Source organism: Spirillospora sp. CA-294931 (assembly GCF_050946795.1).
Taxonomy (GTDB): domain Bacteria; phylum Actinomycetota; class Actinomycetes; order Streptosporangiales; family Streptosporangiaceae; genus Spirillospora.
In genome coordinates, this window is record NZ_CP192006.1 from 6299514 (window position 1) to 6321944 (window position 22431).

Below are 22431 nucleotides of genomic sequence, written 5' to 3' on the forward strand. Positions count from 1 at the left end.
CCATGGGGGAACTGATCATCCTGCGACACGGCGAGACCGAGTGGAGCCGCGCCCGCCGGCACACGGGCCGGACCGACCTGCCGCTCACCGAGCGCGGTGAGGAGCAGGCCCGGTCGCTCAAGCCCGTGGTCGGCGGGCGCGCGTTCGTCCGCGTCCTCAGCAGCCCCGCCGAGCGCGCCCGCCGCACGGCCGAACTCGCCGGGCTGACCGTCGACGCCGTCGACCCCGACCTGTGGGAATGGGACTACGGCGGCTACGAGGGCATCTCCAGCGCCGAGATCCGAGAAGACCGTCCCGGCTTCTACCTGTGGGACGACGGCGTGGTGCCCGGCGACGCCGACCACCCGGGCGAGTCCGTGGAGACCGTGGGGTCACGGGTGGACGCCGTCCTGTCCCGCGTCCGTCCACTCCTGGACGAGGGCGACGTCGCCCTCGTCGCCCACGGCCACGTCCTGCGCGTCCTGACCGCCCGCTGGCTCGGCCTGGAGCCCAAAGCGGGACGCCTGTTCGCCCTGGACACCGGTACCCTGTCCACGCTCGGAACCGAGCACGACCGACCGGTGATCACCGCCTGGAACGTCCCGCCGTCGAGAGGGTAAAATACCCCCTGGGGGTGACGGCGCCCCCAGACGATTGCGAGGACGACGATGGCCAGCGAGACGCCCACCCGCGGCTACACCGCCACCAAGGACCAGCTCCAGACCCGCCTGCGCCGCATCGAGGGCCAGGTCCGCGGCATCGAACGCATGGTCGAGGACGACCGCTACTGCATCGACGTGCTCACCCAGATCAGCGCCATCCAGGCCGCCCTCGACAAGGTCGCCCTGGGCCTCCTGGACGGCCACGTCCGCCACTGCGTCGCCGAAGGCGCCGAAGAAGGCAAGTCCGAAGCCATGTCCACCGAACTCATGGCCGCCGTAGGCCGCCTGATGCGCCGCGGCTAAAGGTCAACGGATGCGCCCGCCGGGATCCGGGCGTACTCGGCCTCCTCTTCCAGCCACTCGTCGAAGTACTCCAGACCGATCCTGCTGAGCTGAATGTCGTGGATCGGAAACGCCCGAGCGGGCCGCACCCCCCGCACGAAGGTGATGGCCTCACCGATCTTCACCCAGGGACCCGACGCCGGAACCAGCAGGGTCTCGACCTCTTCGGAGGGCACGAAGAAGGAATCCCCCGGGTGATAAAGGCCGTCCACGAGAAACCCAAGGTTCGGACAGCCGGGAAGGCCGTCGATAACCTCGGCTTGCTCACCACCAACAGCTTTCACGCTGAAGCCACCGGCACTGAAGGTCTCCCCCGCGGCAACCGCGACCGCCCCCGGCCAGCCCCGCATGCGTGTACACAGTCAACGCCGGATCACGCGCCCAGGCCGCCTTAAGAGCATCCACGTCAATGTGATCAGCATGCTCGTGCGAAACAAGCACGGCCGTAGCACCGGACAACGCAACATCCCCCTCGGAGAAGACGCCCGGATCGATCACCAGCACCCGATCGCCGTCCTGCACACACACAGGCATGTCCGAAATTTGCAAGTTTCACCCGACGCCCCTATCGACCACCACCGGCAGAGAAAGCGCTTCAGCACACCTCACCCCGCCCCGGAATAGCTCCGCACAGAAACCCAGACGGCCAAACCCACCTGGCGCAGAGACGTGCCCGCGAAGGCGAGAGACGGATGGCCGATCACCCCGGTCAGCTGACGCCGAGCGCAAGGCTGAACAGCATGGGGCGAACAGACGCCCAAGCGCGGGCCCCGCCCCCTCAACGGCAAGCCGGAGTTCGACGGGCCGCGAAGTCTTAAAAAACGGCGGCCGCGGAACACAACGCAAGGCGCGGACCTGCGACGCGGAGCCACGGCACACGGCACACGGCGCGGGACATGGAGCGCGCGACGCGGGGAGTGAGGCGCACAGCGCGGGGCGCACGGCGCAGAACGCGGGCCGTTGGTCGCGGAACACGGCAGCGGAACGCACGGCGCGGGACGCACGGCGCGGGACGCGGCATGCGGGGCCCGGAGGCGGGACGCACAGCGCGGGGCGCGGGACGCACAGCGCGGGGCGCGGGACGCACAGCGCGGGGCGCGGGACGCACGGCGCGGGAGGTACGGCACACGGCGCCGAACGCGGGACTTCGAGTGGACAGCGCGAAGGCACAGCGCACGGCGCAGAACGCGGGCCGTTGGTCGCGGAACACGGCAGCGGGACGCACGGCGCGAAGCCACGCGCTGGGCGCACGGCGCGGGACGCGGCATGCGGGGCGCGAGGCCGCGGCCCGGGACCCGAGGCGGGGCGCGGGCGCACGGCGCGGGGGCGCGGCACGGGGCCGAGGCGCGGGGCCGAGGCGGGACGCGGGCGCACGGCGCTGTGCACGGAACCGGCGCGCACAACGCACAGCGCGGGGCACATCACGCGGAGCTGGACGGACGAGCGGGCGTGGATCGGGCCGCCTGGGGGGAGGCGGAACGGCCCAACGTGGCCGCGAAGGCTCGCGAAGCGGCCAGTCAGTGATGTGGCGCGAGCAGATGAATGTGAACAGCTGACGTCGAGGCAGAGCAGCTCCGCCCGGAAGGCCGAGGGACGAGGTCACGGGGCGCGGCGCGGGGCGCGGGGCACGGCCCGGGACGCGAGGCTCAAGGGGATGCGGAACGCGACACACTGCGCCGGACGCCGAGCGTCGGGGGCGAAATCGGGGCGCACAACGCACAGCGCGAGGCACGGCAGGCGGGGCTGGACGGACGAGCAGACGTGGATCGAGGCGCCGGACGGGGAGACGGAATGGCCTAACGGGCTGCGAAGATTCGCGAAGCAGCGGGGCCAGTGATGTGGCGCGAACGGATAGCTGGGTGAACAGCCGGTGTCGAGGCCGGGCAACTCCGCCCGGAAAGCCAGGGGCCGAGGCTAGCTGGCGCGGAACGCTGGGCGCACGCCGCGGAACGCGGACCGCGGGGCGCGAAAAACGGGGCGGAACCTACGGCACGGTGGGACGGCGCTGGGCGCACGGCACGCGGCGCAGGACACGCGGCGCGAAGGCCGGGACGCTGGGCGCGAGGCAGGAACGCGCGACTCGGGGGCGGGCGGGGCGGGGGCGCGGGCGCGAGGCGGAGTGCGCAAGGCGGGGACGCGAGGCGGGAGCGCGCGATGCAGGGCGGCGGGGCGCACGACGCGGGGACACGGCGGCGCGAGGCGCGGCGGTACGAGGGCGCGAGGCGCGGCGGCGCACGGCACACGGCGCGGGAGCTGCGGCGCAGGACACGCGGCGCGGAGGCCGGGGCGCGGAAGGCGGGGCGCAGGAGGCGGGAGCCGGGGCGCGGGGCGCTGGGGCGCGAGGCGGGGTGCGCAACGCGGGGACGCGCGACGTGGAGCGCGCGACGCGGAACGCGAGGCGGGAGCGCGCGATGCGGGGCGGGGGGGCGCACGGCGCGGGGACGCGACGGCGCGAGGCGCGGCGACGCACGGCGCGGCGACGCGGAACCCGGGGGCTGGAACCTACGGCGCGGTGGGACGGCGCTGGGCGCACGGCACACAGCGCGGTAGCCACGGCGCGGGAGGCGGGAGCCGGGACGCAGGACGCTGGGGCGCGAGGCGAGAACGCGCGACGCGGGGGCGGGCGGGACGCACGGCGCGGGGACGCGCGACGCGGGGCGGGATACGCGGCGCGGAGGCAGGGGCGGGGCGCAGGAGGCGGGGCGCTGCGCGGGGGGCGAGGCGCGAGACACCGGCGCGGGAGGCGGGAGCCGGGCGCGGGGCGCTGGGGCGCGAGGCGGGAACGCGCCACGGGGGCGGGCGGGGCGCACGGGGCGCGGGCGCGAGGCGGGGTGCGCAACGCGGGGACGCGCGACGCGAGGCGGAAGCGCGCGATGCGGGGCGGGCGGGGCGCACGGCGCGGGGGGGCGACGGCGCGAGGCGCGGCGGTGCGAGGGCGCGGCGGCGCGAGGGCGCGAGGCGCACAATACGGCGCACGGCGGGGCCGGTGATGTGGCAGGGGCGGATGGTTGCGTAGACAGCCGGGGTGGAGGCGGAGTAGCCCGTCCGGAAGCCAGGCGGCCGAGGTTAGCGGCGCAGAACGCACGGTGCACGGCGCGGGGTGCACGGCGCGGGCACGGGGCACGCTGCGGGCACGGGGCACGCTGCGGGTGCGAGGCGCGAGGCGCGGGGCACGCCTCGGGCGCGGGGCGCGGGGTTGACACGGGGTGGGGACGGACGAGTGGGCTTGGACCAGGTGGCTTGGGTGGGGAGGTGGGGGTTCGGCGGGGCCGTGGAGGCTTGGGAAGTGGCGGGGGTGGTGATGCGCGGGTGGGTGGGTGCGTGGAGAGTGGGTGGGGGTGGTGAATGGCTCTGGTCGTGGAGGGTTAGGCGGCGGGGGTTACTTGGTGTTGGCGGGTTAGGCGGTGGGCTCTTTGTGCGTCCGGGCCGTAGCGGTAGCGCTCGGGGATCACTCGGGTGGTGCGGTAGAGGCCCTTGAGGGTGAGGGTGGCGGCCAGGTCGGAGGTGGGGAGGCCGGGCAGGCCGTACATGCGGCGGGCCCAGCGTGGGAGCGTGGAGACCACCAGCACGCCAACGCCGGGGGCCGCCAGCTTCAGCGGGAGGAGGTTGCGGGGGACGTTGGGGTTGAACATGCGCAACAGGCCCTCGCGCGCCTCTTTGCAGGCCCAGATTTTCGGGCGCATTTGGGCGTAGTAGTCCTTCAGCTCGGCGACCGAGGCGGGGACGGCGGACGGGTCCAGGCCCACCACGGCGGCCGAGCGGCGCTGCTCGTCGACGAAGCGGTCGGTGTCGGCGCGGGTCAGCGGGACGCCCGAGCGGCGGGCGACGTCGAGGTAGGAGTCGACCTCGCCCATGTGCACCCAGAGCAGGTATTCGGGGTCGTCGACGGGGAAGGTCTCGCCCGTGCGGGGGTCGGTGCCGCGCAGCTTGGAGTGCAGCTTGCGGACGCGGCGGCCGACGCGGTCGACCTCGGCCGTGGTGCCCCAGGTGCGCACGCGCACGAACTCGACGGTGCGGCCCAGACGGGCCCAGGCGGCGTCGGGGTTCATGAGCTCGGAGTTCTGGGACGTCCCCCACATCGCGTAGGGGTGCAGCGCCTGGAGCAGCAGCGCGCGGACGCCGCCGACGATGAGCACGGGTTCGCCCATCACCCGCCACGTCACCGAGCCCGGTCCGAACAGTCCGTAGTCTTCGTCCACCGCCACCTCCTGAGTAACCCATGACTTATTCCCAAGACGGCCGGGCGTCACACCGGTCAGGCAGTCAGCGGTGCGGCCTCGTCCTCGGCAGGCCGATGCAGATAGACCGTGCTCCGGAAAGTACCTGGCTGGCGATGATTCCGATGATGGTGAACCGCTCAGGCCCGGCTCCGGCGGTTGATCGGGGCGGCAGCGGCGTCGACTGCGTCGTCCTTGGCGGGTTCGGCAGCCCATGCCAGATAGTCATGCTTCGGGAACGACGCTGCTGGTGGAGATCCCAGGATGGTGAACCACTGCTCAGGCCCGGGACCCCCCGGCAGGTCGGGCGGGGCACGGCGGCCTCCTCGGCGGCTGGGCGACCCACGCCGGACAGGCCATGCTTCGGCCGCGACGTTGCTGGTGGTGATCTCGGAATCGGTGAACCACCGCTCAGGCCCGGGGCCGCCCCGGCAGGGTGGGCGGGGCGCGGTGGCGTCCTTGGTGGGTGGGCGAGCCACGCCGGGCGGGCGGTGCTTCGGATGTTGCTGGTGGTGATTCCGGGATGGTGAGCCGCTCAGGGCGGGGGCCGTCCCGGTTGGGCGGGGTGTGCTGGAGGGGGCGTGCTTTGGGGACGGGGATTGGGGGGAACTGCTTGGGGGCGGTGGTTAGTCGGGGGCGGCGTCGTCTACGGCTTCGTCTTCGGCGGGTTCGGTTTGTTCGGCTACCCAGGCCAGGTAGTCCATGCTTCCGGCGACGACGTTGGTGGCGATGATCTCTGGGGTGTCGTAGGAGTGGCCCTCGGTGATGAGGGAGGCGAGCTCGTCGAAGCGGTCGGCGGTGGTCTTGAAGACGACCATCCACTCCTCGGCCGACTCGATCTCGCCCTCCCACCAGTAGGTGCTGGCGACGGGGCCGACGAGTTGCGCGCAGGCCGCCAGGCGCTCTTCCACCGCGGACCTGGCCAGCTCGGCGGCCTCCAGTCTGGAGTCCGTCGTGGTCGTCACCTGAACATAAGCCCGCGCCATGGCACGACTCCTTCCCCCTTGAGGTGATCGTAGTCGCGCCAGTGCGGGCTCATCTGAGCGGATGGACGACCTGGGCGCTGCCGCCGCCGCGCCGGGTGGGCTCGGCGACCGCCTGGACGAGCCCTGGGCGCAGGATCTCCAGGCCCGCGGCGGCGCCGATCACGCCGCGTGGTGGGCCGGGGAACAGTTCGAGGCGGTGCCCCCTGGCCGCGAGGGCCTTGCCGTAGCGCTGGATGAACGCTTCCTCGGCGAAGACCTGCGGGGTGTTGCGCTGGGTGGCGCGCGGTGCCGCGAGTGCTCGGGGCAGGCTCATGCCCAGGTCGATGCGGTTGACCAGGGTCTGCAGGACGGTGGTGATGATCGTCGAGCCGCCGGGGGTGCCCAGCGCCAGCACCGGGCGGCCGTCCTTCAGGACGATCGTCGGCGACATGCTGCTGCGCGGCCGCTTGCCCGGCCCGGGCAGGTTGGGGTCGGGGGTCGCGCCGGGCGCCGGGGGCTGGAGCGTGAAGTCGGTCAGCTGGTTGTTGAGGATGAAGCCGCGCCCGGGGACGGTGATGCCGCTGCCGCCGAACTGCTCGATGGACAACGTATAGGACGCGACATTGCCCCATTTGTCGGCCACTGAGAGGTGCGTGGTCTGTGGCCCCTCGAACGTCAGGGCCTGCGACGAGCGGCCCGGCGGGACGCACGGGTCGTACCGGCCGTCCGGGCTGCCGGGGGTGACGGGGGCCGTGGCGGCGCGGTCGGGCCTGATCTGGCAGGCGCGTTCGCGGGCGAAGCCGCGCGAGAGCAGCTCGCGGGTCGGGACGTCGACCTTGGCGGGGTCGCCGACGTAGCGTCCCCGGTCGGCGTAGGCGAGCTTGGACGCCTCCAGGTAGTAGTGCAGCGCCTTGACCGGGTCGTTCGGGTCGAGCTTGAAGTTGGCGAGGATGTTCAGCGCCCCACCGACCGTGGTGCCGCCCGAGGAGGAGGGCGGCATGCCGTAGACGTCGAGGCCCCGGTAGGAGACGCGGGTGGGGTCCTTGGACAGCGCGCGGTAGTCGTCGAGGTCGTCGTTCTTCAGGAGGCCGGGACGCACGTTGCGGGTGGCACCGGGGACGACCGGCGGCTTGTTGACCGTCTGGACGATCTCCTTGGCCAGCGCGCCGTCGTAGAACCAGTCGGCGCCGTGCCGCCCGAGCTCGCGGTAGGTGCGGGCCAGGTCGGGGTTGCGGAAGACCGAGCCGATCTCGGGCAGCTTGCCGCCGGGCAGGAACAGGTCGCGGGTCGGGGCGATGTCGCGGAACCGGGCCTCGTTCACCGCCGTCTGCTCGCGGAACTCCCCGTCGATGACGAAGCCCTTCTCGGCGACCCGGATCGCGGGCTTGAGCAGCGTGCCCAGGTCGCGGGTGCCGAACCGGCGCAGGCCGCGGTCCCACTGGGCGACCGTGCCGGGGGTGCCGACGCTGAGGCCGCTGGTGACGGCCTGGTCGAACGGGATGGCCTTGCCCGTGGCGGGGTCGACGAAGGAGTTCTCGCGCATGGCCGCGGGCGCGGTCTCGCGGCCGTCGATGGCGTGGACGCGGCGCTTCTTGGCATCGTAGTAGGTCAGGTAGCCGCCACCGCCGATCGCGGCGACGTACGGTTCGGTGACCCCGAGGGTGGCACCGGCGGCCACGGCGGCGTCCATCGCGTTGCCGCCGCGCCTGAGCACCTCGATGGCGGTGGCGCTGGCGTCCGGGTCGACCGTGGCGACGGCGCCCCCGTACCCGGTGGCCACCGGCTGCTTGGACGGTGGCGGCGCCGCGGCGGGGGCGGCCTGGGCCGTGACGGGCGCGACCAGCGACAGCGCGACGGTCGCGCCGGCGGCCAGGGCCGTGCGGCGACGAAGAACTCGGGCGATGGTGCTCAGTGACACGGAACCTCCTGCGAAACCCGGCGACCTCACGGTGCCATCGATCTCCCTCCGGCGCCACCGCTGTCGCCCGCCTGTGGATAACCCGCCGTGCCGCGTGCCCGTCCGGTGATTATTTGATAATTGCGGAGGTGAATGCGTGAGCAATTGCCGGGCGCTTCTCGTGGACCGGTGCAACCCGATCGCGGTTCGCTGTACGTGAGCGGACCACTTCGCTGGGCGATCGTAATGGCCGGACAAGGTACCGAGAAGGCATCAATACGCCGGAAATCATTGAATCTCACCCCCGGGATAGTGAACTCTAAGGGACTTCAACAGCTCTGTCTCGCGAACAGCGGCGCGGGTTCAGGCCTTGGGGGACACCTATGACCTGGGAAATCCGCATGCGTAACAACATGTTCCGTCGCCTGCCGGTGGAGCAGGCGACAGGCCGGCTCTATGGCGGGCGGCACCGTTTGCGCGTGGTCTACCGGACCCGCGATCTCGTGGTGCTCGGCCTCGGAGTCATGATCGGTTCCGGCATTTTCAAGATCGCCGGATCGCAGGCCACCACCAGCGCCGGTCCCGCGGTGATCATTTCTTTCGTGATCGCGGGCGTCGTCTGCATGCTCGCCGCGCTGGCCTATGCCGAGCTCTCCTCGATCATTCCGGTCGCGGGCAGCGCCTACTCGTTCAGCTATGTCGCCTTCGGCGAGGTCTGGGCCTGGGTGGTCGGCTGGTCGCTCATCCTCGAACTGCTGCTGGCGGCCTCGGTCGTGGCGCGGGGGTGGTCGCTGTTCACCGCGCAGATGCTCAGCGACTTCAACGTGAAGGTCCCCGAGAGCGTGGCGGGGATCATCGGGCAGCCCAAGGGCTTCGACATCTTCGCCCTGAGCATCCTGGTGCTGATCATCATCATGCTCGCCACCGGGAGCAAGGTCAGCCTGCGCTCGCTGTGGTTCATGGTGCTGGCCAAGCTGATCGTGATCGGGCTGGTGATCGCGACGGGACTGAAGTTCTTCGACATGGGGAACCTCAAGCCGTTCGTCCCGCCCGCGCAGGCCGCCTCGGGCACCGAGGGACGGACGGTGCTGGACGCCATCATGGGCGCGTTCACCGGCAGTTCGCCCCAGGTGTTCGGCGTGTGGGGCATCTTCGCCGCCGCGCCCGCGATCGCGTTCGCCTACATCGGGTTCGACCTGATCGCCACGGCGTCCGAGGAGACCGACGACGCTCCGCGCAAGGTCCCGCGCGGCATGCTCGCCAGCCTCGGCATCGCGATCGTCCTCTACATCGGTGTCGCGGTGGCCATGCTCGGCATGGCGTCCTACAAGAACCTCGATCCGGCCCAGCCCGCCATCACCAACGCGTTCGCGATGGTCGGCGCCGACTCCATGCGCAAGGTCATCGACGTCGGCGTGGTGATCGCGCTGACCACCGTCATCCTCGTGGTGATGGTGAGCCTCACCCGTGTGGTGTTCTCGATGGCCCGCGACGGGCTCCTCCCCCGCCCGATCGCCCAGATGAGCCGGTACAAGGTGCCCTCGCGCGCGACGCTCGTCGCCGGAGCGGCCGCGGTGATCATGTCGCAGACCATCGACGTGCTGACGCTGGAGCAGATGGTCGTGATCGGGACGCTGTTCGCGTTCCTGTTCGTGTCGGCCGCCGTGCTCGCGCTGCGCAAGGACCGTCCCGACCTGCACCGGCCGTTCCGCGTCCCGGTGGCGCCGTTCACGGCGATCGTGACGATCCTGGCCACCGGGTGGCTGATGCTGAACCTGAAGGTCCAGACCTGGGGTTATTTCCTGATCTGGATGCTCGCGGGCGTCCTGATCTACCTGGCGTACGGCCGCCGCCGCAGCCAGATGCGGCTCCTGCTGAGCGAGCCCGCGCCACCGCGCCGGACGCCCGGGCAGATGGCCCCGCCGCCGTCCGCCTCGCAGCCGATGACCGCGCCGATCGGGGGCGACCCCAGCTCGACCGGGGCCTTCCGCCGCGACCCGTACCTGCTCAACCGGAGCCCGAACACCGAACTGCCACCCGGGTACCACCCGAGCGGCGGACGGCAGACCGGCCAGTACCCGGCGCACCATAGCGGCGCGACCCCGGTTCCGGGGCAGCGCGGCCCCGGGGACAGCGGCCCCTTCCGGCCGAGGCCCTTCGACAGTGGCCCGCACCAGAACGATCCGTACCAGAGCGGCCCCCAGCCGCCCTATCCCCCGGGGCAACCGCCGCGTCAGACGGGTCCGCAACCGAGCCAGACGGGCCAGTACCCGTCCGACCCGCGCCAGACGGGCCAGTATCCGTCGGACCCGCGCCAGAGCGGCCCGTGGCCGGGCGAGGAGCCCGAGCCGCCGGTTCCGCCGGGCCGCCACCGCCGCTGATCCGATCCATCCGAGCGCCGCCTCCCCTGGTCAGGGGAGGCGGCGCTCGTTCGTGTGCCTCATCGGCTGGACGAATCGTCCCGGTCCGGGGTATGTTCTTCTCAATTCGAGTTGAACTCAATCTGAGACTGTCTCTCAAGGAGAAGAACGCGATGACGCCGGAACCGCAGCGGGACGAGAGCGACTTCCTGGCCGCCTACGACCCCCGGGCCTTCGACCCGGTCGCCGTGACGGTCGACGTCGTCTCGCTCACCATCCGCGACGGCGGCCTGCACGTCTTGCTCGTCCGGCGCGGCGGGGCCCCGTTCGCGGGGATGTGGGCACTGCCCGGCGGTTTCGTCCGGGGGGTCAGGGACGCCGAGGACCTCCCGGACGCGGCCGTCCGCGAACTCGCCGAGGAGACCGGCCTCAGCGCCAAGTCCGGGGCCATGGACCGCATCCACCTGGAGCAGCTCGGCACCTACGGCACCCCGGGACGCGACCCCCGTATGCGGATCATCTCCGTGGCCTATCTGGCCTTCGCCCCCGAACTCCCCGACCCCGAGGCGGGCGGCGACGCCGCCGACGCCGACTGGGTCGCGATCGAGGCCCTCGGCCTCACCGAGGCCGGCGACCAGTCCCCCGGGACGACGCGCAGGCTCGCCTTCGACCACGCGCGGATCCTCACCGACGGGCTGGAGCGGGCGCGCTCCAAGCTGGAGTACACCCCGCTCGCCACGGCCTTCTGCGCCCCCGAATTCACGGTCCCCGAACTGCGTGCCGTCTACGAGGCGGTCTGGGGCGAGGAACTGCACGCGGGCAACTTCCATCGCAAGGTCCTGTCGGTCCCCGGGTTCGTGGAGAGCACCGGGACGACGTCCGATCGGGGCGGCCGCCGCGGTGGCCCCCGTCCCAAGCTCTACCGCGCGGGCGACGCCCGCCTCCTGCACCCCGCCCTGCTCCGGCCCAGCCGGGAGGAAGAGATCCGATGAGCACACTGCACCTCGACCTCGACGAGGCGCTGGCCCGGATGGACCGGGTCCGCACGCCCGCCGACCTGTTCGGCCGGGACACCGCCGAGGCCGCCCGGATGTACCGGCGGCTGGCCCGGCTCGTCCACCCGGACGCCACCGGGGGCCGCACCCGCGACGCCTTCACCCGGCTGAACGAGCTGTGGCGCACCTACAACCGCGCGGACTCCACCACGCTGGCGACCAAGCGCCACACCTACAGCCTGGGCGCGCGCGCCGCGCAGGGCGACCTCGCCGACCTCTACGGCGCCTCCTACGACGGCGGCCGCGACGTACTCATCAAGATGCCCCGCGACCCGGCCGACAGCGATCTGCTCGAACGGGAGGCCGTCGCGCTGCGCCAGCTGCCCAAGGACGGCGACGACCGGTTCGTCCCCTACGTCCCTCGCCTGGTCGAGTCGTTCCGGCACCGCGACACGGCCACCGGCAAGCAGCGCCAGACCAACGCCCTGGAGAGGCTGGACGGCTTCGTCAGCCTCACCGAGGTGCGCGCGGCCTACCCCGGTGGGATCGACCCCCGGGACGCGGCCTGGATGTGGCGCCGCCTGCTGGTCGCACTGGGCTTCGCCCACCGCGCGGGCGTCCTGCACGGGGCGGTGCTGCCCGACCATGTGCTCGTCCACCCGGGCGAGCACGGGCTGGTCCTGGTCGACTGGTGCTACTCGGTGCCGGGCTGCTACGCGCACGTCGACTCCAGCGGACGGGTGCCCGCGATGATCGACCGCTACGCCGACCGGTACCCGCCCGAGGTCCCCGCCCGGCAGACCGCCAGCGGCGCCACCGACCTCTACATGGCCACCCAGTGCATGACCGACCTCATGGGTGACAGGGCGCCCAAGCCGATGCGGATGTTCGCCAAGGGCTGCCGCCTGGCGTCGCAGAACCGGCGTCCCGGGGACGCCTGGCGGCTGCTGGGCGAGTTCGACGAGCTGCTCGAACGCCTCTACGGCCGCCGCCGCTTCCGCCCGTTCCGCATGCCGCCCTCCACCCCCCACAAGCCCTAGACAAGGAGAGAGACCAATGGGAAGCGGACACTGGTCCACCAACGTGTACGACGCCGCCCAGAACTACAGGGCGTCCACCGGAGCCAGCGCCTTCGCCTACAGCGACGCAGGCGCGACCTCCACCCACCCCTCGCTCGACCCGAAGGGCGTGACCTTCCGCGAGAGCCGCGACTCCGACGACCACCCCGAATCGCTGGCGATCGCCGTGCTGTTCGACGTCACCGGGTCGATGGGGACGGTCCCCAGGACGCTCCAGTCCAAGCTGCCCGACCTGCTCGGGCTGCTGCTGCGCAAGGGCTACGTCGAGCACCCGCACATCCTGTTCGGCGCCGTCGGCGACGCCACCTGCGACCGGGCCCCGCTGCAGATCGGCCAGTTCGAGGCCGACAACCGGATGGACGACGACCTCGGGCGCGTCCTGCTGGAGGGCGGCGGCGGGGGCCAGATGCGCGAGTCGTACGAGCTGGCCATGTACTTCATGGCGCGGCACACCGCGATCGACTGCTTCGACAAACGGGGCAGGCGCGGCTACCTGTTCATGATCGGCGACGAGCTGGCCTACCCGAAGGTGAGCCGTCACCAGGTGCGCTCGATCATCGGGGCCGAACTGGACGAGGACGTCCCGGCCGAGGAGATCGTCCGCGAACTCCAGCGGCGCTACGACGTCTACTTCATCATCCCCGAGGGCGCGCACCACGCCGGGAGCCGCAAGCTGAAGGACTTCTGGAACGGCCTGCTCGGCCAGAACGTGCTCTACCTGGACGACCTCAACGCGACATGCGAGACCATCGCGCTGACCGTCGGGCTGGGCGAGGACGCCATCGACCTCGACGAGGGCCTCGAGCACCTGGACGAGGTCGGCTCCGACGCGCGTCCCTCGGTCTCGCGGGCCCTGGCCAGGCTGGACGCCTCGCGGGCGCCGGTCACGACCTCGTCGGCTCCCCCGGACCTGGGGTCGGCGTCGTCCGGCACCACGCGTCTGTAGGCGGGGCCCGCCATGGGGCACGTGATCGTGGTCGACCTCGGCTTCGGGGACGCCGGCAAGGGAACGGTGGTGGACTGGCTCTGCTCGCGGGGGCCGGAGCCGGTCCACACCGTGGCGCGCTTCAACGGAGGGGCGCAGGCGGCGCACAACGTCGTCACGCCGGACGGACGGCACCACACCTTCGCGCAGTTCGGTTCCGGGACCTTCACCCCGGGGGTCCGGACGCACCTGTCGCGGTTCACGCTCGTCGATCCGCTGGCGCTGGCCGCCGAGGCCGCGCATCTGGCGGCGCTCGGCGTGCGCGACGCCCTCGACCGGCTGACGGCCGACCACGACGCGCTGCTCACCACGCCCTACCACCAGGCCGCCAACCGCGCGCGCGAGGCCGCGCGGGGGGCGGCCCGGCACGGCTCCTGCGGGATGGGCATCGGTGAGACCGCCGCGTACGCGCTCTGGAACGACGCCGCTCCCCGGGTCGGGGACTGCCTGTCCCCCGCGCGGCTCCGGCAGCGGCTGGGAGCCGTCCGCGACTGGTATCTGGCGAGTTTCCCCGGCGGCCCTTCCGTCCCCGAGGTCGAGGCATGCCTGGACGCCTTCCTCGCATTCGGGGAGCGGGTGCGCGTGGTCGACGGCGACTACCTCGCCGGGGTCCTGCACCAGGGGAACGTTGTGTTCGAAGGGGCCCAGGGCGTCCTGCTGGACGAGTGGCATGGCTTCCACCCGTATACGACCTGGTCGACCACGACGTTCGCGAACGCCGAGACGCTGCTGGCCGAGGCGGGCGAGGGCGGCGCACGTCTCGGCGTCCTGCGCGCCTACGCCACGCGCCACGGCCCGGGGCCGTTCGTCACCGAAGACCCGGCGCTCACGTCCGACCTGCCCGACCGCCACAACGGCCGGGGCCCGTGGCAGGGGGTGTTCAGGGTCGGCCACCTCGACCTGGTGGCGCTCAAGTACGCCCTGCGGGCGTCCGGCGGGGCCGACGCTCTGGCCCTGACCCACCTGGACGTCGCCGAGGCGCGCCGCGACCTCATGGCCTGCACCGACTACGAGATGGACGGGCGCCTGGAGCCGGGCCCGGCCCACGACCTCGGCCACCAGTCCGACCTGACACAAAGGCTGCTGACGGCCAGGCCCGTCTACGAACCGCTGATCGACCCCGTTGGAACCGTGGAAGAGGCGTCGCGGACGCCGGTGGCCCTGCACTCCCACGGCCCCACGTCCACCGACAAGCGGGCCACGAGGCTCATCGGCCGCTGGTGAGCGCCGCTCCGGAGTCCCCCTCGAACCACGGAGCTTGGACGCCAAGCAGAGGCCCCCGGAAGACGTCCCGGGGGCCTCTTGGGTCAGGCGGCTAGTAGACGCTCACGCCGTAGCGGCTGAGGGCCTCCTTGACGGGCTGGAAGAACGTGGTCCCGCCGGACGAGCAGTTGCCGCTGCCGCCCGAGGTCAGGCCGAGCGCCGTGGTGCCCGCGAACAGGGAGCCGCCGCTGTCGCCGCCCTCGGCGCACACGTTGGTGCGGATCATGCCGTAGACGGAGCCTTCGGCGTAGTTGACGGTGGCGTTGAGACCGGTCACCGAGCCGCTGCGGACACCGGTGGTGCTGCCGCTGCGGCGCACGGACTGGCCGACGTAGGCGTCGCCCGCGCTGGTGATGTCCTGCGAGCCGCTCCCGTAGAGGTAGACGGTGCCGGGCTTGGACACCGACGTGTTGGTGTAGCGGACGATGCCGTAGTCGTTCCCGGGGAAGCTGGACCCGGAACGGCTGCCGAGCACGGTGCCACCCGACTGCGACCAGGTGGACGCGATGTTCGTGCAGTGGCCCGCGGTCAGGAAGTAGTACGTGGTCCCGCTGCGGACGTTGAAGCCGAGCGAGCAGCGCGAGCCGCCGCCGTAGATGGCCTGGCCGCCGGCGATGCGCTTGCTGAGCGTCCCGGACAGCTTCTCCAGGCGCACGGCGCCGCCGTGCCTGGCGGCCGCGGACCGCACCTTGGCCAGTTTCTTGCCGGTCACGGTCTCGTCGTAGGAGACCACGACCTGGTTGGTCGCGGCGTCGACGGCCCAGGCCGTGCCGACGATCCTGGCCGTCCGGCCGAGGTCGGCGGTGACCTTGCTCAGGGCCGCGCCGCTGCGCGCGACGGACTTGGGGACGGCGCCGGCCCGGCGGACCTGCGCCGCCGCGTCCGCGTCCGACACCGTGACGACGAGCTTGCCGCCGCTCACGTAGGAACCGGCACTGCGCGCACCGAGCTGGTCGGCCAGCCTGGCCGCCAGGGAGCCCGTGTCAGCGGGCGCCGCCGGAGCCGCCTGGGCGGGCGTGGCGAGGGCCATGGCGGCCATCGCGGCCACCGCCGCGCTCGTGACAGTGGCGGGGTGGATGGTGGTGGGTCGCATCCTCACTGTGCCTCCATCGATCGCAAGCGCGTCCCGGTAGACGCGCTTGGGTCAGGTGAATCGTGTTCAGACCGGCACACCCCCACAAGATGGAGAACTTGCTGATTTAACTGACTGCGTATGGCAATACTCCGAATCCTCCCTGTTAGGGGATCTATCAGGGCGAACAACTCTTTCCAGACTCTGCAAAAAGCTCGGCCCTGACTCATGCCCAAGGTAACTTCAGGGTCATCGGAGGGTTGCCCCGCCATTACAGAACGCTCACCGCACTCGCCAGCTGATGCGTTCGGGGGCCCGCGTGCGTACCTCCGGGCATGACGGCTACGCGCACACGGAAGCGGTTCCTGGCCGCCCTCGTCCTCGCCTGCCTGCCGGTCGCCGGCGCCGCCTGCGACCTCGACCCGCGCGAGAAGCTCGCGGAGGCGACGACCGAGCGACCGCGGCCCTCCCCCACCCGGCCCGCCCGCACCGCCGACCTCACCTCGCGCGACACCGCGGAGTTCCGCGAGGACCTGCGCACCGCCCAGTCGGTCGTCGACGCCTATTGGCGCGCGAACTGGGGACGCCACTTCACCGGCCGGTACCGTCCGCCTCGGGTCGTGGGGCTGTACGACGGCAACGACAGGTCGTCCCGCCCCCGCTGCGGCGACCAGCCCCTGGCCAAGAACAACGCGGTCTACTGCCCGGCCGCCGACTACGTGGCCTGGGACGTCAGCCTCATGCGCACCGGCTACGCGCGCGGCGACGCCTGGGTCTACATGGTGATCGCCCACGAGTGGGGCCACGCGATCCAGAGCCGCCTGCGGCGCGATCTGGTCTCGGCGGCCGGGGAGCTCCAGGCCGACTGCCTGGCGGGCGCCGTGCTCTACGGCGCCGCCGCCGACGGGACGCTGAGGTTCGAGGACGGCGACGAGCAGGAGATCGTCAACGCCTTCCAGGTGATCGGCGACCGAACCCCCTGGACCAAGCCCGGCGACCACGGCAACGCCACCCAACGCCTGCGCGCCTTCTCCCGAGGCGGCACCGGCGGTGTCGGAGCCTGCCTGATCCGCACCGAGGGCTGACCAACCGACCATGGACGACTTTCCCAAAAGGCTTGGCAACCTTCCGTGTTCGCGCAATGATTCTGTGTTACCTGAGCCCCGACCCGAGGTCGCCCATGCCGGACACCGCCGCCACCATGGTCGTCGTCGACGCGGAGCGGTACACCACCGTCCTGCTGACCGGCGAACTCGACCGCCGCCACGCCCCCGCCGTCCAGCACCGCCTGCGCGATCTGGCCCGGGGCCGCCCGCTGGTACTCGACCTGGCGGGCGTCGCGTTCATCGACGCCGCCGGAATGCGCGCCATCGCCATAGCCGCGGCCCACAGCGCCGAACACGGCGCCGGACTGGCCGTCGTCGGCCTCCGCCCCTTCACCGCCAAGATGTTCCGCATCCTGGGGATGCACGAGCGCATCCCTCTCTGCACCTCCACCGAAGAGGCCCTCGCCTGCCTGATCCCCCCAACCGACGCCCAGATCCACCACTGGCTGACCGAAACCTGACCCCGGCAGAACGCCCCCCTCACCCCGAAGCCAGCACCGCGAACACGAGAGCCGCGGCATGGGCGCCAAGCGGGGCGTGCACCGCGACAACGCGCGCAAGCCCGTGCCCCGTACGAAGGCGAGCTGCGGCGTGGGCGCGACGCGGTGGTGCGTACCGGGGCGCCCAGGCACACGCCGTAGCGCGGGCGCGGAACGCAGCGCTTACGGGGCGGCGCGCGGTGGCGCGGAAGGGAGGTGGCGGGGCGTGTGTGCGGGGGCGGGGTTAGGGGGTGTCGGAGGCGAGGTGTCGTTCCACGGATTCGATTTTGGTGGTGAGGGCATTGGTGACGCCGGGGCGCAGGTCGGCCTTGAGGACCAGGCCGACGCGGGGGGCCAGGGCGGCGACGGCTTCGGTGGCCTCCTTGACGACGGCCATGACCTCGTCCCAGTCGCCCTCGATCGTGGTGAACATGGCGTCGGTGCGGTTGGGCAGGCCGCTGGCGCGGACGACGCGGACGGCCTCCGCCACGGCCTCTCCGACCTCTTCGCCCACGCCGAGCGGGGTCACCGAGAATGCGACGAGCACGCGCCTACCTCCTTGTCAGGGACGATCCGGACGGGCCGGCTGTCTGACCACGATCTCATTGAGGCGGCGCTCGACGATCACCCCCACCGGCCAGTCGCGGACCAGGCAGCGCAGCAGGGCGGCCTCGTGCTCGGCGTAGGAGGGATCGCAGCCCTGCTGTTCGAGGCTGGAACGGATGGCCTCGACATAGTCGGCGTCGGTGAAGCCGGGGACCTCGCGGACCATCGCGGTGGTGGTGGCGCGGTGCGAGTTGAGGCCGGCGAACGCGCGGGCGCAGCCGCAACCGCCGTCCGGGTCGCCGGAGTCGCGGTCGCAGACGGCGCCGATGTTGACCAGCTCGCCCTCGACGCACCAGTCGAAGTCGTTGTCTCGGAAACCCTGGCTGGCATTGGTGGCGGTGAGCAGCTTCATGCCGGACCCCCTCGGCGCATCGCGGGTACCTGCCCACGGTACGACGGGGGTCGGACATCCCGGGCGGGTTCTCACCCCGAACGGTCCTGACGTAGCGTCACGTTCATGAGCGATGTCCTGGTCGAGCGCGACGGCCCCTTCACCACCATCACGCTGAACCGGCCGCGGCGGCGCAACGCGCTGTCGCGCGGGTTCCTGGTCGAGATCGCCGGGGCCTTCGAGGAGGTGGCGGCCACGGACGCGCGCGGCGTGATCCTGGCCGCCAACGGGCCGGTGTTCTCGGCGGGGCACGACTTCGGCGACATGGCCGGGGCGTCCCACGCCGACGTGCGGAGCCTGCTGCGGACCTGCACCGACCTGATGGCCGCGATCCAGTCGGCGCCGCAGGTGGTGATCGCGCGGGTGCACGCGCTGGCGACGGCCGCCGGGTGCCAGCTGGTGGCCGGCTGCGACCTGGTCGTGGCGGCCGAGAGCGCCGGGTTCGCGGCGCCCGGCGGCAGGGGCGGCTGGTTCTGCCACACGCCGATGGTGGCGATCTCCCGCAACGTGGGACGCAAGCGCGCGATGGAGCTGGCGCTCACCGGGGACGTCATCGACGCGCGCACGGCCGCCGAGTGGGGGCTGATCAACTATGCCGTGCCGGACGACCGGCTGGAGAAGGCCACGCTCGACCTGCTCGAACGGGCGACCCGGGGCAGCGCCCGGAGCAAGGCGCTGGGCAAGGAGACCATGTACGCCCAGCTCGACCGGCCCGAGCACGACGCCTACGCCCTGGCCGTGGAGGTCATGGCGGCGTCCAGCCAGACGCCCGAGGCCCAGGAGGGGATGAGCGCCTTCCTGGCCAAGCGGCGCCCGGAGTTCCCGGCCTGATGGCCATGCGCGCCGTCGACCTGCTCAGCGGGCGGCTGAAGCTGCGGCACCTGGTCCTGGTGGTGGAGATCGCCGACCGGGGCAGCGTGCTGCGCGCGGCCGAGCACCTGCGGCTGGCGCAGCCGGCGGTGACGCGCAGCCTGCGGGAGGTGGAGCACATCCTGGGCGTGGAGCTGTTCACCCGGGGGCCGCGCGGAGTGACCCCCACGCTGTTCGGGGACGCGTTCATCGAGCACGCGCGGGCCGTGCTGGCCGAGCTGCGCCGGGCGGGCGACCGGATCGCCGGGCTGGCCGACGGCGAGGTCGGGACGGTCGCGGTCGGGACGCTGCTGGCCGGTTCGAACGTGCTGCTTCCCCGGGCGATCGCGGCGCTCAAGCGGGCCAGGCCGGGCGTCACGGTGATCGTCCGGGAGGCGACCTTCGACGCGCAGGTCCCGCGGCTGCTGGACGGCGAGATCGACCTGATCCTCGGCCGACTGAACCCGATCGACGATCTGCCGGGGCTGCGGCAGATCAACCTCTACGGCGAGCCCGTCCGGCTGGTCGCGCGGGTCGACCATCCCGCCCGGGCCCGCGAGGGCCTGTGCCTGGCCGACCTGCTCGACTACCCGTGGGTGCTGCCGCTGGAGCAGACGGCGCTGCGCCAGGAGCTGGAGCAGATCTTCCGCTCCGAGGGCCTGCCGCTGCCCGCCAACAGGGTCGAGTGCACCTCGGTCCTGACGGTGCGCACGCTGGTCAGGGACGCCGACATGATCGCGACATTGCCCGACCTGGTCGCGCGCACCGACGACCACATCGCCCCGCTGCCCGTCCCCCTGGAGCCGGTCAGGCGCCAGGTCGGCGTCACGCTGCACGCGGGGCGCGAGCTGACGCCGTCGGCCCGGCTGATGCTCGACCGGCTCAGGGAAGAGGCGGCGAAGCTCGTCATCGAGTGAGCGCGGGCTCCTTACGGGACGCGACCAGGGCGAGCACCCCGAGCAGGATCAGCCCGGGGGCGCCCGAGAGCGGGAACAGGATCTGCAAGGGGACGCCCACGGCCAGCAGGTACCACCCGAGTTGGGCGGGGATCCGGCCGGTGGCGTCCACGATGGCCTTGCTCATCGTGCCGAGCGCGAGCATGCCGAACCCGGCGAGGAAGTACCAGAGCTCGTGCTCGCGTTGCGGCTTGCCGGGGACGGTGTCCCAGAAGCCGTCACGGGCGATGTCACCGAAGGTGCTCCAGCCCACGATCGCGATGGCGAAGTGCAGGCCGATGAAGGCGATGAGCGCGGCCATGGAGGAGTGGGCCGCCGAGAGCACCACGCTGTTCATCACCGAACTGGGCGCCGTTCCCCACCCCCGCGACCGGCTGGCCGCCCTGTTCACCATCGCGCTCGGGCGGGAGGACATCCTCGGCCTGGAACCGGCGATCGTCGCGCACGCCGACCACCCGGCGGTCGCACCCGTTCTGCGGCGGGTCACCGAGCTGCGCATCGACTACCTCACCGGCATCTACACAGAGCTCGGGCTGGACGCCGGAGCCGCCCGCCGCCAGGCCGTCACCGCCTACGCCGCCTACCTCGGCTGGATCGAGCTGCGCCGCGCCGCGTCCGATCTGGTTCCCGAGGTCGCCCTGAGCGGGGACCACGCCCGGGGGGCCGTCGACCATCTGATCGCGTGGCTCACTCCGCCCCCGTCCACGTAGATCATTCCGCCGCGCTCCCCGTACTCTCGGGTCATGATCGAAGAGATACTCCCCGGCTCGGCGATGACGGCGGAGGCGTTCGGCGACGAGCTGTTCGACGCCGAGATCTTTCCCGAGGAGGAGCGGGTGATCGCGCGCGCCGTCGCCAAGCGGCGCAACGACTTCATCTCGGCGCGGGCCTGCGCGCGCCAGGCCCTGGGCAAGCTGGGCGTCGATCCGGTGCCGATCCTGCCGGGCGAGCGCGGGGCGCCGGGATGGCCGCCGGGCATCGTCGGCAGCATGACCCACTGCGAGGGCTACCGCGCGGCCGCGGTCGCCCGCTCGTCCGACCTGATCTCCCTGGGGCTGGACGCCGAGCCGGACGGGCCGCTGCCCGAGGGCGTGCTCGACCAGATCGCCCGCGCCGAGGAGCTGCCCCGCCTGGCCGCGCTGCCGCCGGGCGTCCATTGGGACCGGCTGCTGTTCAGCGCCAAGGAGTCGATCTACAAGACCTGGTTCCCGCTGGCCCGCCGCTGGCTGGGGTTCGAGGAGGCCAGCGTCACCTTCGGCCGGGACGGCACGTTCACCGCCACGATCCTCCAGGCCGGCCCCCCGGCGGCCCTGGCGGGCACCGTCCACGGCCGCTGGCTCGCCCGGGACGGGCTGGTGGTCACCGCGATCGCCGTCTAGCCCACCGGCAGCGGCAGGATCGGACGCGGGCCCGTCGGGGCGTCCCCGCGCTTGCGCCACTCGCGCGGGTAGCCGACCGACACCTCCACGAACGGGACGCCCTCGTCGTGGATCGTCCGCGGGATGTGCAGGTGGCCGTACACGACGGAGACCGCGTTGAACCTGCGGTGCCAGTCGGCCGTCCGCTCGGTGCCGCACCACTGCGCGAACTCGGGGTACCACAGCACCCGGGTCGGTTCGCGGATCAGCGGGAAGTGGTTGACCAGCACCGTCCGCGTCCCCGGGGGCAGTTCGGCCATGCGGGCCTCGGTGTAGGCGATACGGGCGTCACACCAGGCTTCGCGGCTCGGGTACGGGTCCGGGTGCAGCATCATCTCGTCGCTGCACACGATCCCGGCCTCGTAGGCGATCTCCAGCGCCTCCTTCTTGTTGGAGGCGCCCTCGGGCCTGAAGGTGTAGTCGTAGAGGACGAACAAGGGGGCGACGGCGACCGGCCCGCCCTCGCCCTCCCAGATGGGATAGGGATCCTCCGGCGTGTGCACGCCCAGGCCACGGCACATCTCGACAAGGTTCAGATACCGCTCCTCGCCGCGCGACCGGTTCGGGTCGTCGCGGGGCGTCCACAGCTCGTGGTTGCCCGGGGCCCAGATCACCTGGGCGAAGCGGCCGCTCAACGTGCGCAGGGCCCACTCGACCTCGGCGAACCGCTCGGCCACGTCGCCGGCGACGATCAGCCAGTCGTCCTCCTTCTCGGGACGCAGGCTCTCGACAAAGGTCCGGTTCTCGGCGAAACCCACATGAAGATCGCTAATGCCGTAAAGACCGCTCATGCAGTTGATCGTAAGCGGC

At 72.2% G+C, this 22431-nt stretch carries 22 protein-coding genes; 13 read left to right on the forward strand and 9 right to left on the reverse strand.

Annotation, left to right across the window (positions count from 1 at the left end):
- Nucleotides 1-2 precede the first annotated feature (2 nt).
- Nucleotides 3-599, forward strand: coding sequence for a histidine phosphatase family protein (locus ACQPY4_RS28265; RefSeq protein ID WP_433325834.1), 597 nt, complete (start codon nt 3-5; stop codon nt 597-599).
- A gap of 48 nt (nt 600-647) precedes the next feature.
- A complete protein-coding gene (locus tag ACQPY4_RS28270; RefSeq protein ID WP_433325836.1) occupies nt 648-944 on the forward strand; it encodes a metal-sensitive transcriptional regulator in 297 nt (98 codons plus the stop codon).
- Here the strand turns inward: ACQPY4_RS28270 and ACQPY4_RS28275 are convergent.
- The 4 genes from ACQPY4_RS28275 to ggt form a co-directional block, all read right to left on the reverse strand.
- Nucleotides 941-1333 carry an MBL fold metallo-hydrolase gene (locus ACQPY4_RS28275; protein ID WP_433325838.1) on the reverse strand — a complete coding sequence of 131 codons (393 nt, stop codon included), beginning with the start codon at nt 1331-1333 and terminating at the stop codon, nt 941-943. The genes ACQPY4_RS28270 and ACQPY4_RS28275 overlap by 4 nt on opposite strands.
- A 3015-nt stretch (nt 1334-4348) precedes the next feature.
- The gene (locus ACQPY4_RS28280; RefSeq protein WP_433325840.1) at nt 4349-5182 is read right to left on the reverse strand and encodes an oxygenase MpaB family protein; all 834 of its coding nucleotides are present in this window, start codon (nt 5180-5182) and stop codon (nt 4349-4351) included.
- Between the two features lie 644 nt (nt 5183-5826).
- Complete coding sequence (gene cutA / locus ACQPY4_RS28285; protein WP_433325842.1) at nt 5827-6165, reverse strand: divalent-cation tolerance protein CutA; 339 nt, start codon at nt 6163-6165, stop codon at nt 5827-5829.
- A gap of 70 nt (nt 6166-6235) precedes the next feature.
- A complete protein-coding gene (ggt, locus tag ACQPY4_RS28290) occupies nt 6236-8083 on the reverse strand; it encodes a gamma-glutamyltransferase (RefSeq protein WP_433325844.1) in 1848 nt (615 codons plus the stop codon).
- Between the two features lie 380 nt (nt 8084-8463).
- Here ggt and ACQPY4_RS28295 point away from each other — a divergent pair, with 380 nt between their 5' ends.
- The 5 genes from ACQPY4_RS28295 (at nt 8464) to ACQPY4_RS28315 (ending at nt 14705) form a co-directional block, all read left to right on the forward strand.
- Nucleotides 8464-10443 carry an amino acid permease gene (locus tag ACQPY4_RS28295; RefSeq protein ID WP_433325846.1) on the forward strand — a complete coding sequence of 660 codons (1980 nt, stop codon included), beginning with the start codon at nt 8464-8466 and terminating at the stop codon, nt 10441-10443.
- 152 nt (nt 10444-10595) lie between these two features.
- The gene (locus ACQPY4_RS28300; protein ID WP_433325848.1) at nt 10596-11414 is read left to right on the forward strand and encodes an NUDIX hydrolase; all 819 of its coding nucleotides are present in this window, start codon (nt 10596-10598) and stop codon (nt 11412-11414) included.
- Complete coding sequence (locus ACQPY4_RS28305) at nt 11411-12457, forward strand: molecular chaperone DnaJ (RefSeq protein ID WP_433325850.1); 1047 nt, start codon at nt 11411-11413, stop codon at nt 12455-12457. The genes ACQPY4_RS28300 and ACQPY4_RS28305 overlap by 4 nt, the downstream gene beginning before the upstream one ends.
- Before the next feature lie 16 nt (nt 12458-12473).
- Nucleotides 12474-13442: a hypothetical protein gene (locus ACQPY4_RS28310; RefSeq protein ID WP_433325852.1), complete on the forward strand. Its 969-nt coding sequence runs from the start codon at nt 12474-12476 to the stop codon at nt 13440-13442.
- A 12-nt stretch (nt 13443-13454) separates the two neighbouring features.
- On the forward strand, nt 13455-14705 hold the full coding sequence (locus ACQPY4_RS28315) for an adenylosuccinate synthetase (RefSeq protein WP_433325854.1): 1251 nt from the start codon (nt 13455-13457) through the stop codon (nt 14703-14705).
- A gap of 91 nt (nt 14706-14796) precedes the next feature.
- On the opposite strand, the gene ACQPY4_RS28320 is transcribed toward ACQPY4_RS28315, so the two are convergent.
- A complete protein-coding gene (locus ACQPY4_RS28320) occupies nt 14797-15837 on the reverse strand; it encodes a S1 family peptidase (RefSeq protein WP_433325856.1) in 1041 nt (346 codons plus the stop codon).
- Nucleotides 15838-16151: 314 nt separating this feature from the next.
- Here ACQPY4_RS28320 and ACQPY4_RS28325 point away from each other — a divergent pair, with 314 nt between their 5' ends.
- Both ACQPY4_RS28325 and ACQPY4_RS28330 read left to right on the forward strand, forming a co-directional pair.
- Entirely contained in the window at nt 16152-16901 is a 750-nt protein-coding gene (locus tag ACQPY4_RS28325) for a neutral zinc metallopeptidase (protein ID WP_433325858.1), read from the forward strand.
- Between the two features lie 95 nt (nt 16902-16996).
- On the forward strand, nt 16997-17383 hold the full coding sequence (locus ACQPY4_RS28330; protein WP_433325860.1) for an STAS domain-containing protein: 387 nt from the start codon (nt 16997-16999) through the stop codon (nt 17381-17383).
- 262 nt (nt 17384-17645) lie between these two features.
- Here the strand turns inward: ACQPY4_RS28330 and ACQPY4_RS28335 are convergent, their stop codons facing one another.
- Together ACQPY4_RS28335 and ACQPY4_RS28340 are read right to left on the reverse strand one after the other, a co-directional pair.
- Nucleotides 17646-17948, reverse strand: a complete 303-nt coding sequence (locus tag ACQPY4_RS28335) for an MTH1187 family thiamine-binding protein (protein ID WP_433325862.1) — start codon at nt 17946-17948, stop codon at nt 17646-17648.
- Nucleotides 17949-17963: 15 nt separating this feature from the next.
- Entirely contained in the window at nt 17964-18359 is a 396-nt protein-coding gene (locus tag ACQPY4_RS28340) for a DUF7715 family protein (RefSeq protein WP_433325864.1), read from the reverse strand.
- 105 nt (nt 18360-18464) lie between these two features.
- Here ACQPY4_RS28340 and ACQPY4_RS28345 point away from each other — a divergent pair, with 105 nt between their 5' ends.
- Entirely contained in the window at nt 18465-19229 is a 765-nt protein-coding gene (locus tag ACQPY4_RS28345) for an enoyl-CoA hydratase-related protein (RefSeq protein ID WP_433325866.1), read from the forward strand.
- The gene (locus tag ACQPY4_RS28350; RefSeq protein WP_433325868.1) at nt 19229-20164 is read left to right on the forward strand and encodes a LysR substrate-binding domain-containing protein; all 936 of its coding nucleotides are present in this window, start codon (nt 19229-19231) and stop codon (nt 20162-20164) included. The genes ACQPY4_RS28345 and ACQPY4_RS28350 overlap by 1 nt, the downstream gene beginning before the upstream one ends.
- On the opposite strand, the gene ACQPY4_RS28355 is transcribed toward ACQPY4_RS28350, so the two are convergent.
- A complete protein-coding gene (locus ACQPY4_RS28355) occupies nt 20154-20504 on the reverse strand; it encodes a DUF6463 family protein (protein WP_433325870.1) in 351 nt (116 codons plus the stop codon). The genes ACQPY4_RS28350 and ACQPY4_RS28355 overlap by 11 nt on opposite strands.
- Here ACQPY4_RS28355 and ACQPY4_RS28360 point away from each other — a divergent pair.
- Complete coding sequence (locus ACQPY4_RS28360; RefSeq protein ID WP_433325872.1) at nt 20491-20913, forward strand: hypothetical protein; 423 nt, start codon at nt 20491-20493, stop codon at nt 20911-20913. The two genes, ACQPY4_RS28355 and ACQPY4_RS28360, sit on opposite strands and share 14 nt — an antisense overlap.
- Before the next feature lie 33 nt (nt 20914-20946).
- Nucleotides 20947-21582 carry a 4'-phosphopantetheinyl transferase family protein gene (locus tag ACQPY4_RS28365; protein WP_433325874.1) on the forward strand — a complete coding sequence of 212 codons (636 nt, stop codon included), beginning with the start codon at nt 20947-20949 and terminating at the stop codon, nt 21580-21582.
- Here the strand turns inward: ACQPY4_RS28365 and ACQPY4_RS28370 are convergent.
- On the reverse strand, nt 21579-22412 hold the full coding sequence (locus ACQPY4_RS28370) for a metallophosphoesterase family protein (RefSeq protein WP_433325876.1): 834 nt from the start codon (nt 22410-22412) through the stop codon (nt 21579-21581). The genes ACQPY4_RS28365 and ACQPY4_RS28370 overlap by 4 nt on opposite strands.
- Nucleotides 22413-22431 lie beyond the last annotated feature (19 nt).

What these genes read in the sequence shown, in the direction of transcription:
- ACQPY4_RS28315 (WP_433325854.1), top strand. Translation starts at nt 13,455, where the DNA reads ATGGGGCACGTGATCGTGGTCGACCTCGGCTTCGGGGACGCCGGCAAG.
- ACQPY4_RS28275 (WP_433325838.1), bottom strand. Translation starts at nt 1,333, where the DNA reads ATGCGGGGCTGGCCGGGGGCGGTCGCGGTTGCCGCGGGGGAGACCTTC.
- ACQPY4_RS28370 (WP_433325876.1), bottom strand. Translation starts at nt 22,412, where the DNA reads ATGAGCGGTCTTTACGGCATTAGCGATCTTCATGTGGGTTTCGCCGAG.
- ACQPY4_RS28365 (WP_433325874.1), top strand. Translation starts at nt 20,947, where the DNA reads ATGATCGAAGAGATACTCCCCGGCTCGGCGATGACGGCGGAGGCGTTC.
- ACQPY4_RS28330 (WP_433325860.1), top strand. Translation starts at nt 16,997, where the DNA reads ATGCCGGACACCGCCGCCACCATGGTCGTCGTCGACGCGGAGCGGTAC.
- ACQPY4_RS28310 (WP_433325852.1), top strand. Translation starts at nt 12,474, where the DNA reads ATGGGAAGCGGACACTGGTCCACCAACGTGTACGACGCCGCCCAGAAC.
- ACQPY4_RS28360 (WP_433325872.1), top strand. Translation starts at nt 20,491, where the DNA reads ATGAGCGCGGCCATGGAGGAGTGGGCCGCCGAGAGCACCACGCTGTTC.
- ACQPY4_RS28270 (WP_433325836.1), top strand. Translation starts at nt 648, where the DNA reads ATGGCCAGCGAGACGCCCACCCGCGGCTACACCGCCACCAAGGACCAG.
- ACQPY4_RS28300 (WP_433325848.1), top strand. Translation starts at nt 10,596, where the DNA reads ATGACGCCGGAACCGCAGCGGGACGAGAGCGACTTCCTGGCCGCCTAC.
- ACQPY4_RS28355 (WP_433325870.1), bottom strand. Translation starts at nt 20,504, where the DNA reads ATGGCCGCGCTCATCGCCTTCATCGGCCTGCACTTCGCCATCGCGATC.
- ACQPY4_RS28305 (WP_433325850.1), top strand. Translation starts at nt 11,411, where the DNA reads ATGAGCACACTGCACCTCGACCTCGACGAGGCGCTGGCCCGGATGGAC.
- ACQPY4_RS28265 (WP_433325834.1), top strand. Translation starts at nt 3, where the DNA reads ATGGGGGAACTGATCATCCTGCGACACGGCGAGACCGAGTGGAGCCGC.
- ACQPY4_RS28295 (WP_433325846.1), top strand. Translation starts at nt 8,464, where the DNA reads ATGCGTAACAACATGTTCCGTCGCCTGCCGGTGGAGCAGGCGACAGGC.
- ACQPY4_RS28320 (WP_433325856.1), bottom strand. Translation starts at nt 15,837, where the DNA reads ATGCGACCCACCACCATCCACCCCGCCACTGTCACGAGCGCGGCGGTG.
- ACQPY4_RS28340 (WP_433325864.1), bottom strand. Translation starts at nt 18,359, where the DNA reads ATGAAGCTGCTCACCGCCACCAATGCCAGCCAGGGTTTCCGAGACAAC.
- ACQPY4_RS28350 (WP_433325868.1), top strand. Translation starts at nt 19,229, where the DNA reads ATGGCCATGCGCGCCGTCGACCTGCTCAGCGGGCGGCTGAAGCTGCGG.
- ACQPY4_RS28325 (WP_433325858.1), top strand. Translation starts at nt 16,152, where the DNA reads ATGACGGCTACGCGCACACGGAAGCGGTTCCTGGCCGCCCTCGTCCTC.
- ACQPY4_RS28345 (WP_433325866.1), top strand. Translation starts at nt 18,465, where the DNA reads ATGAGCGATGTCCTGGTCGAGCGCGACGGCCCCTTCACCACCATCACG.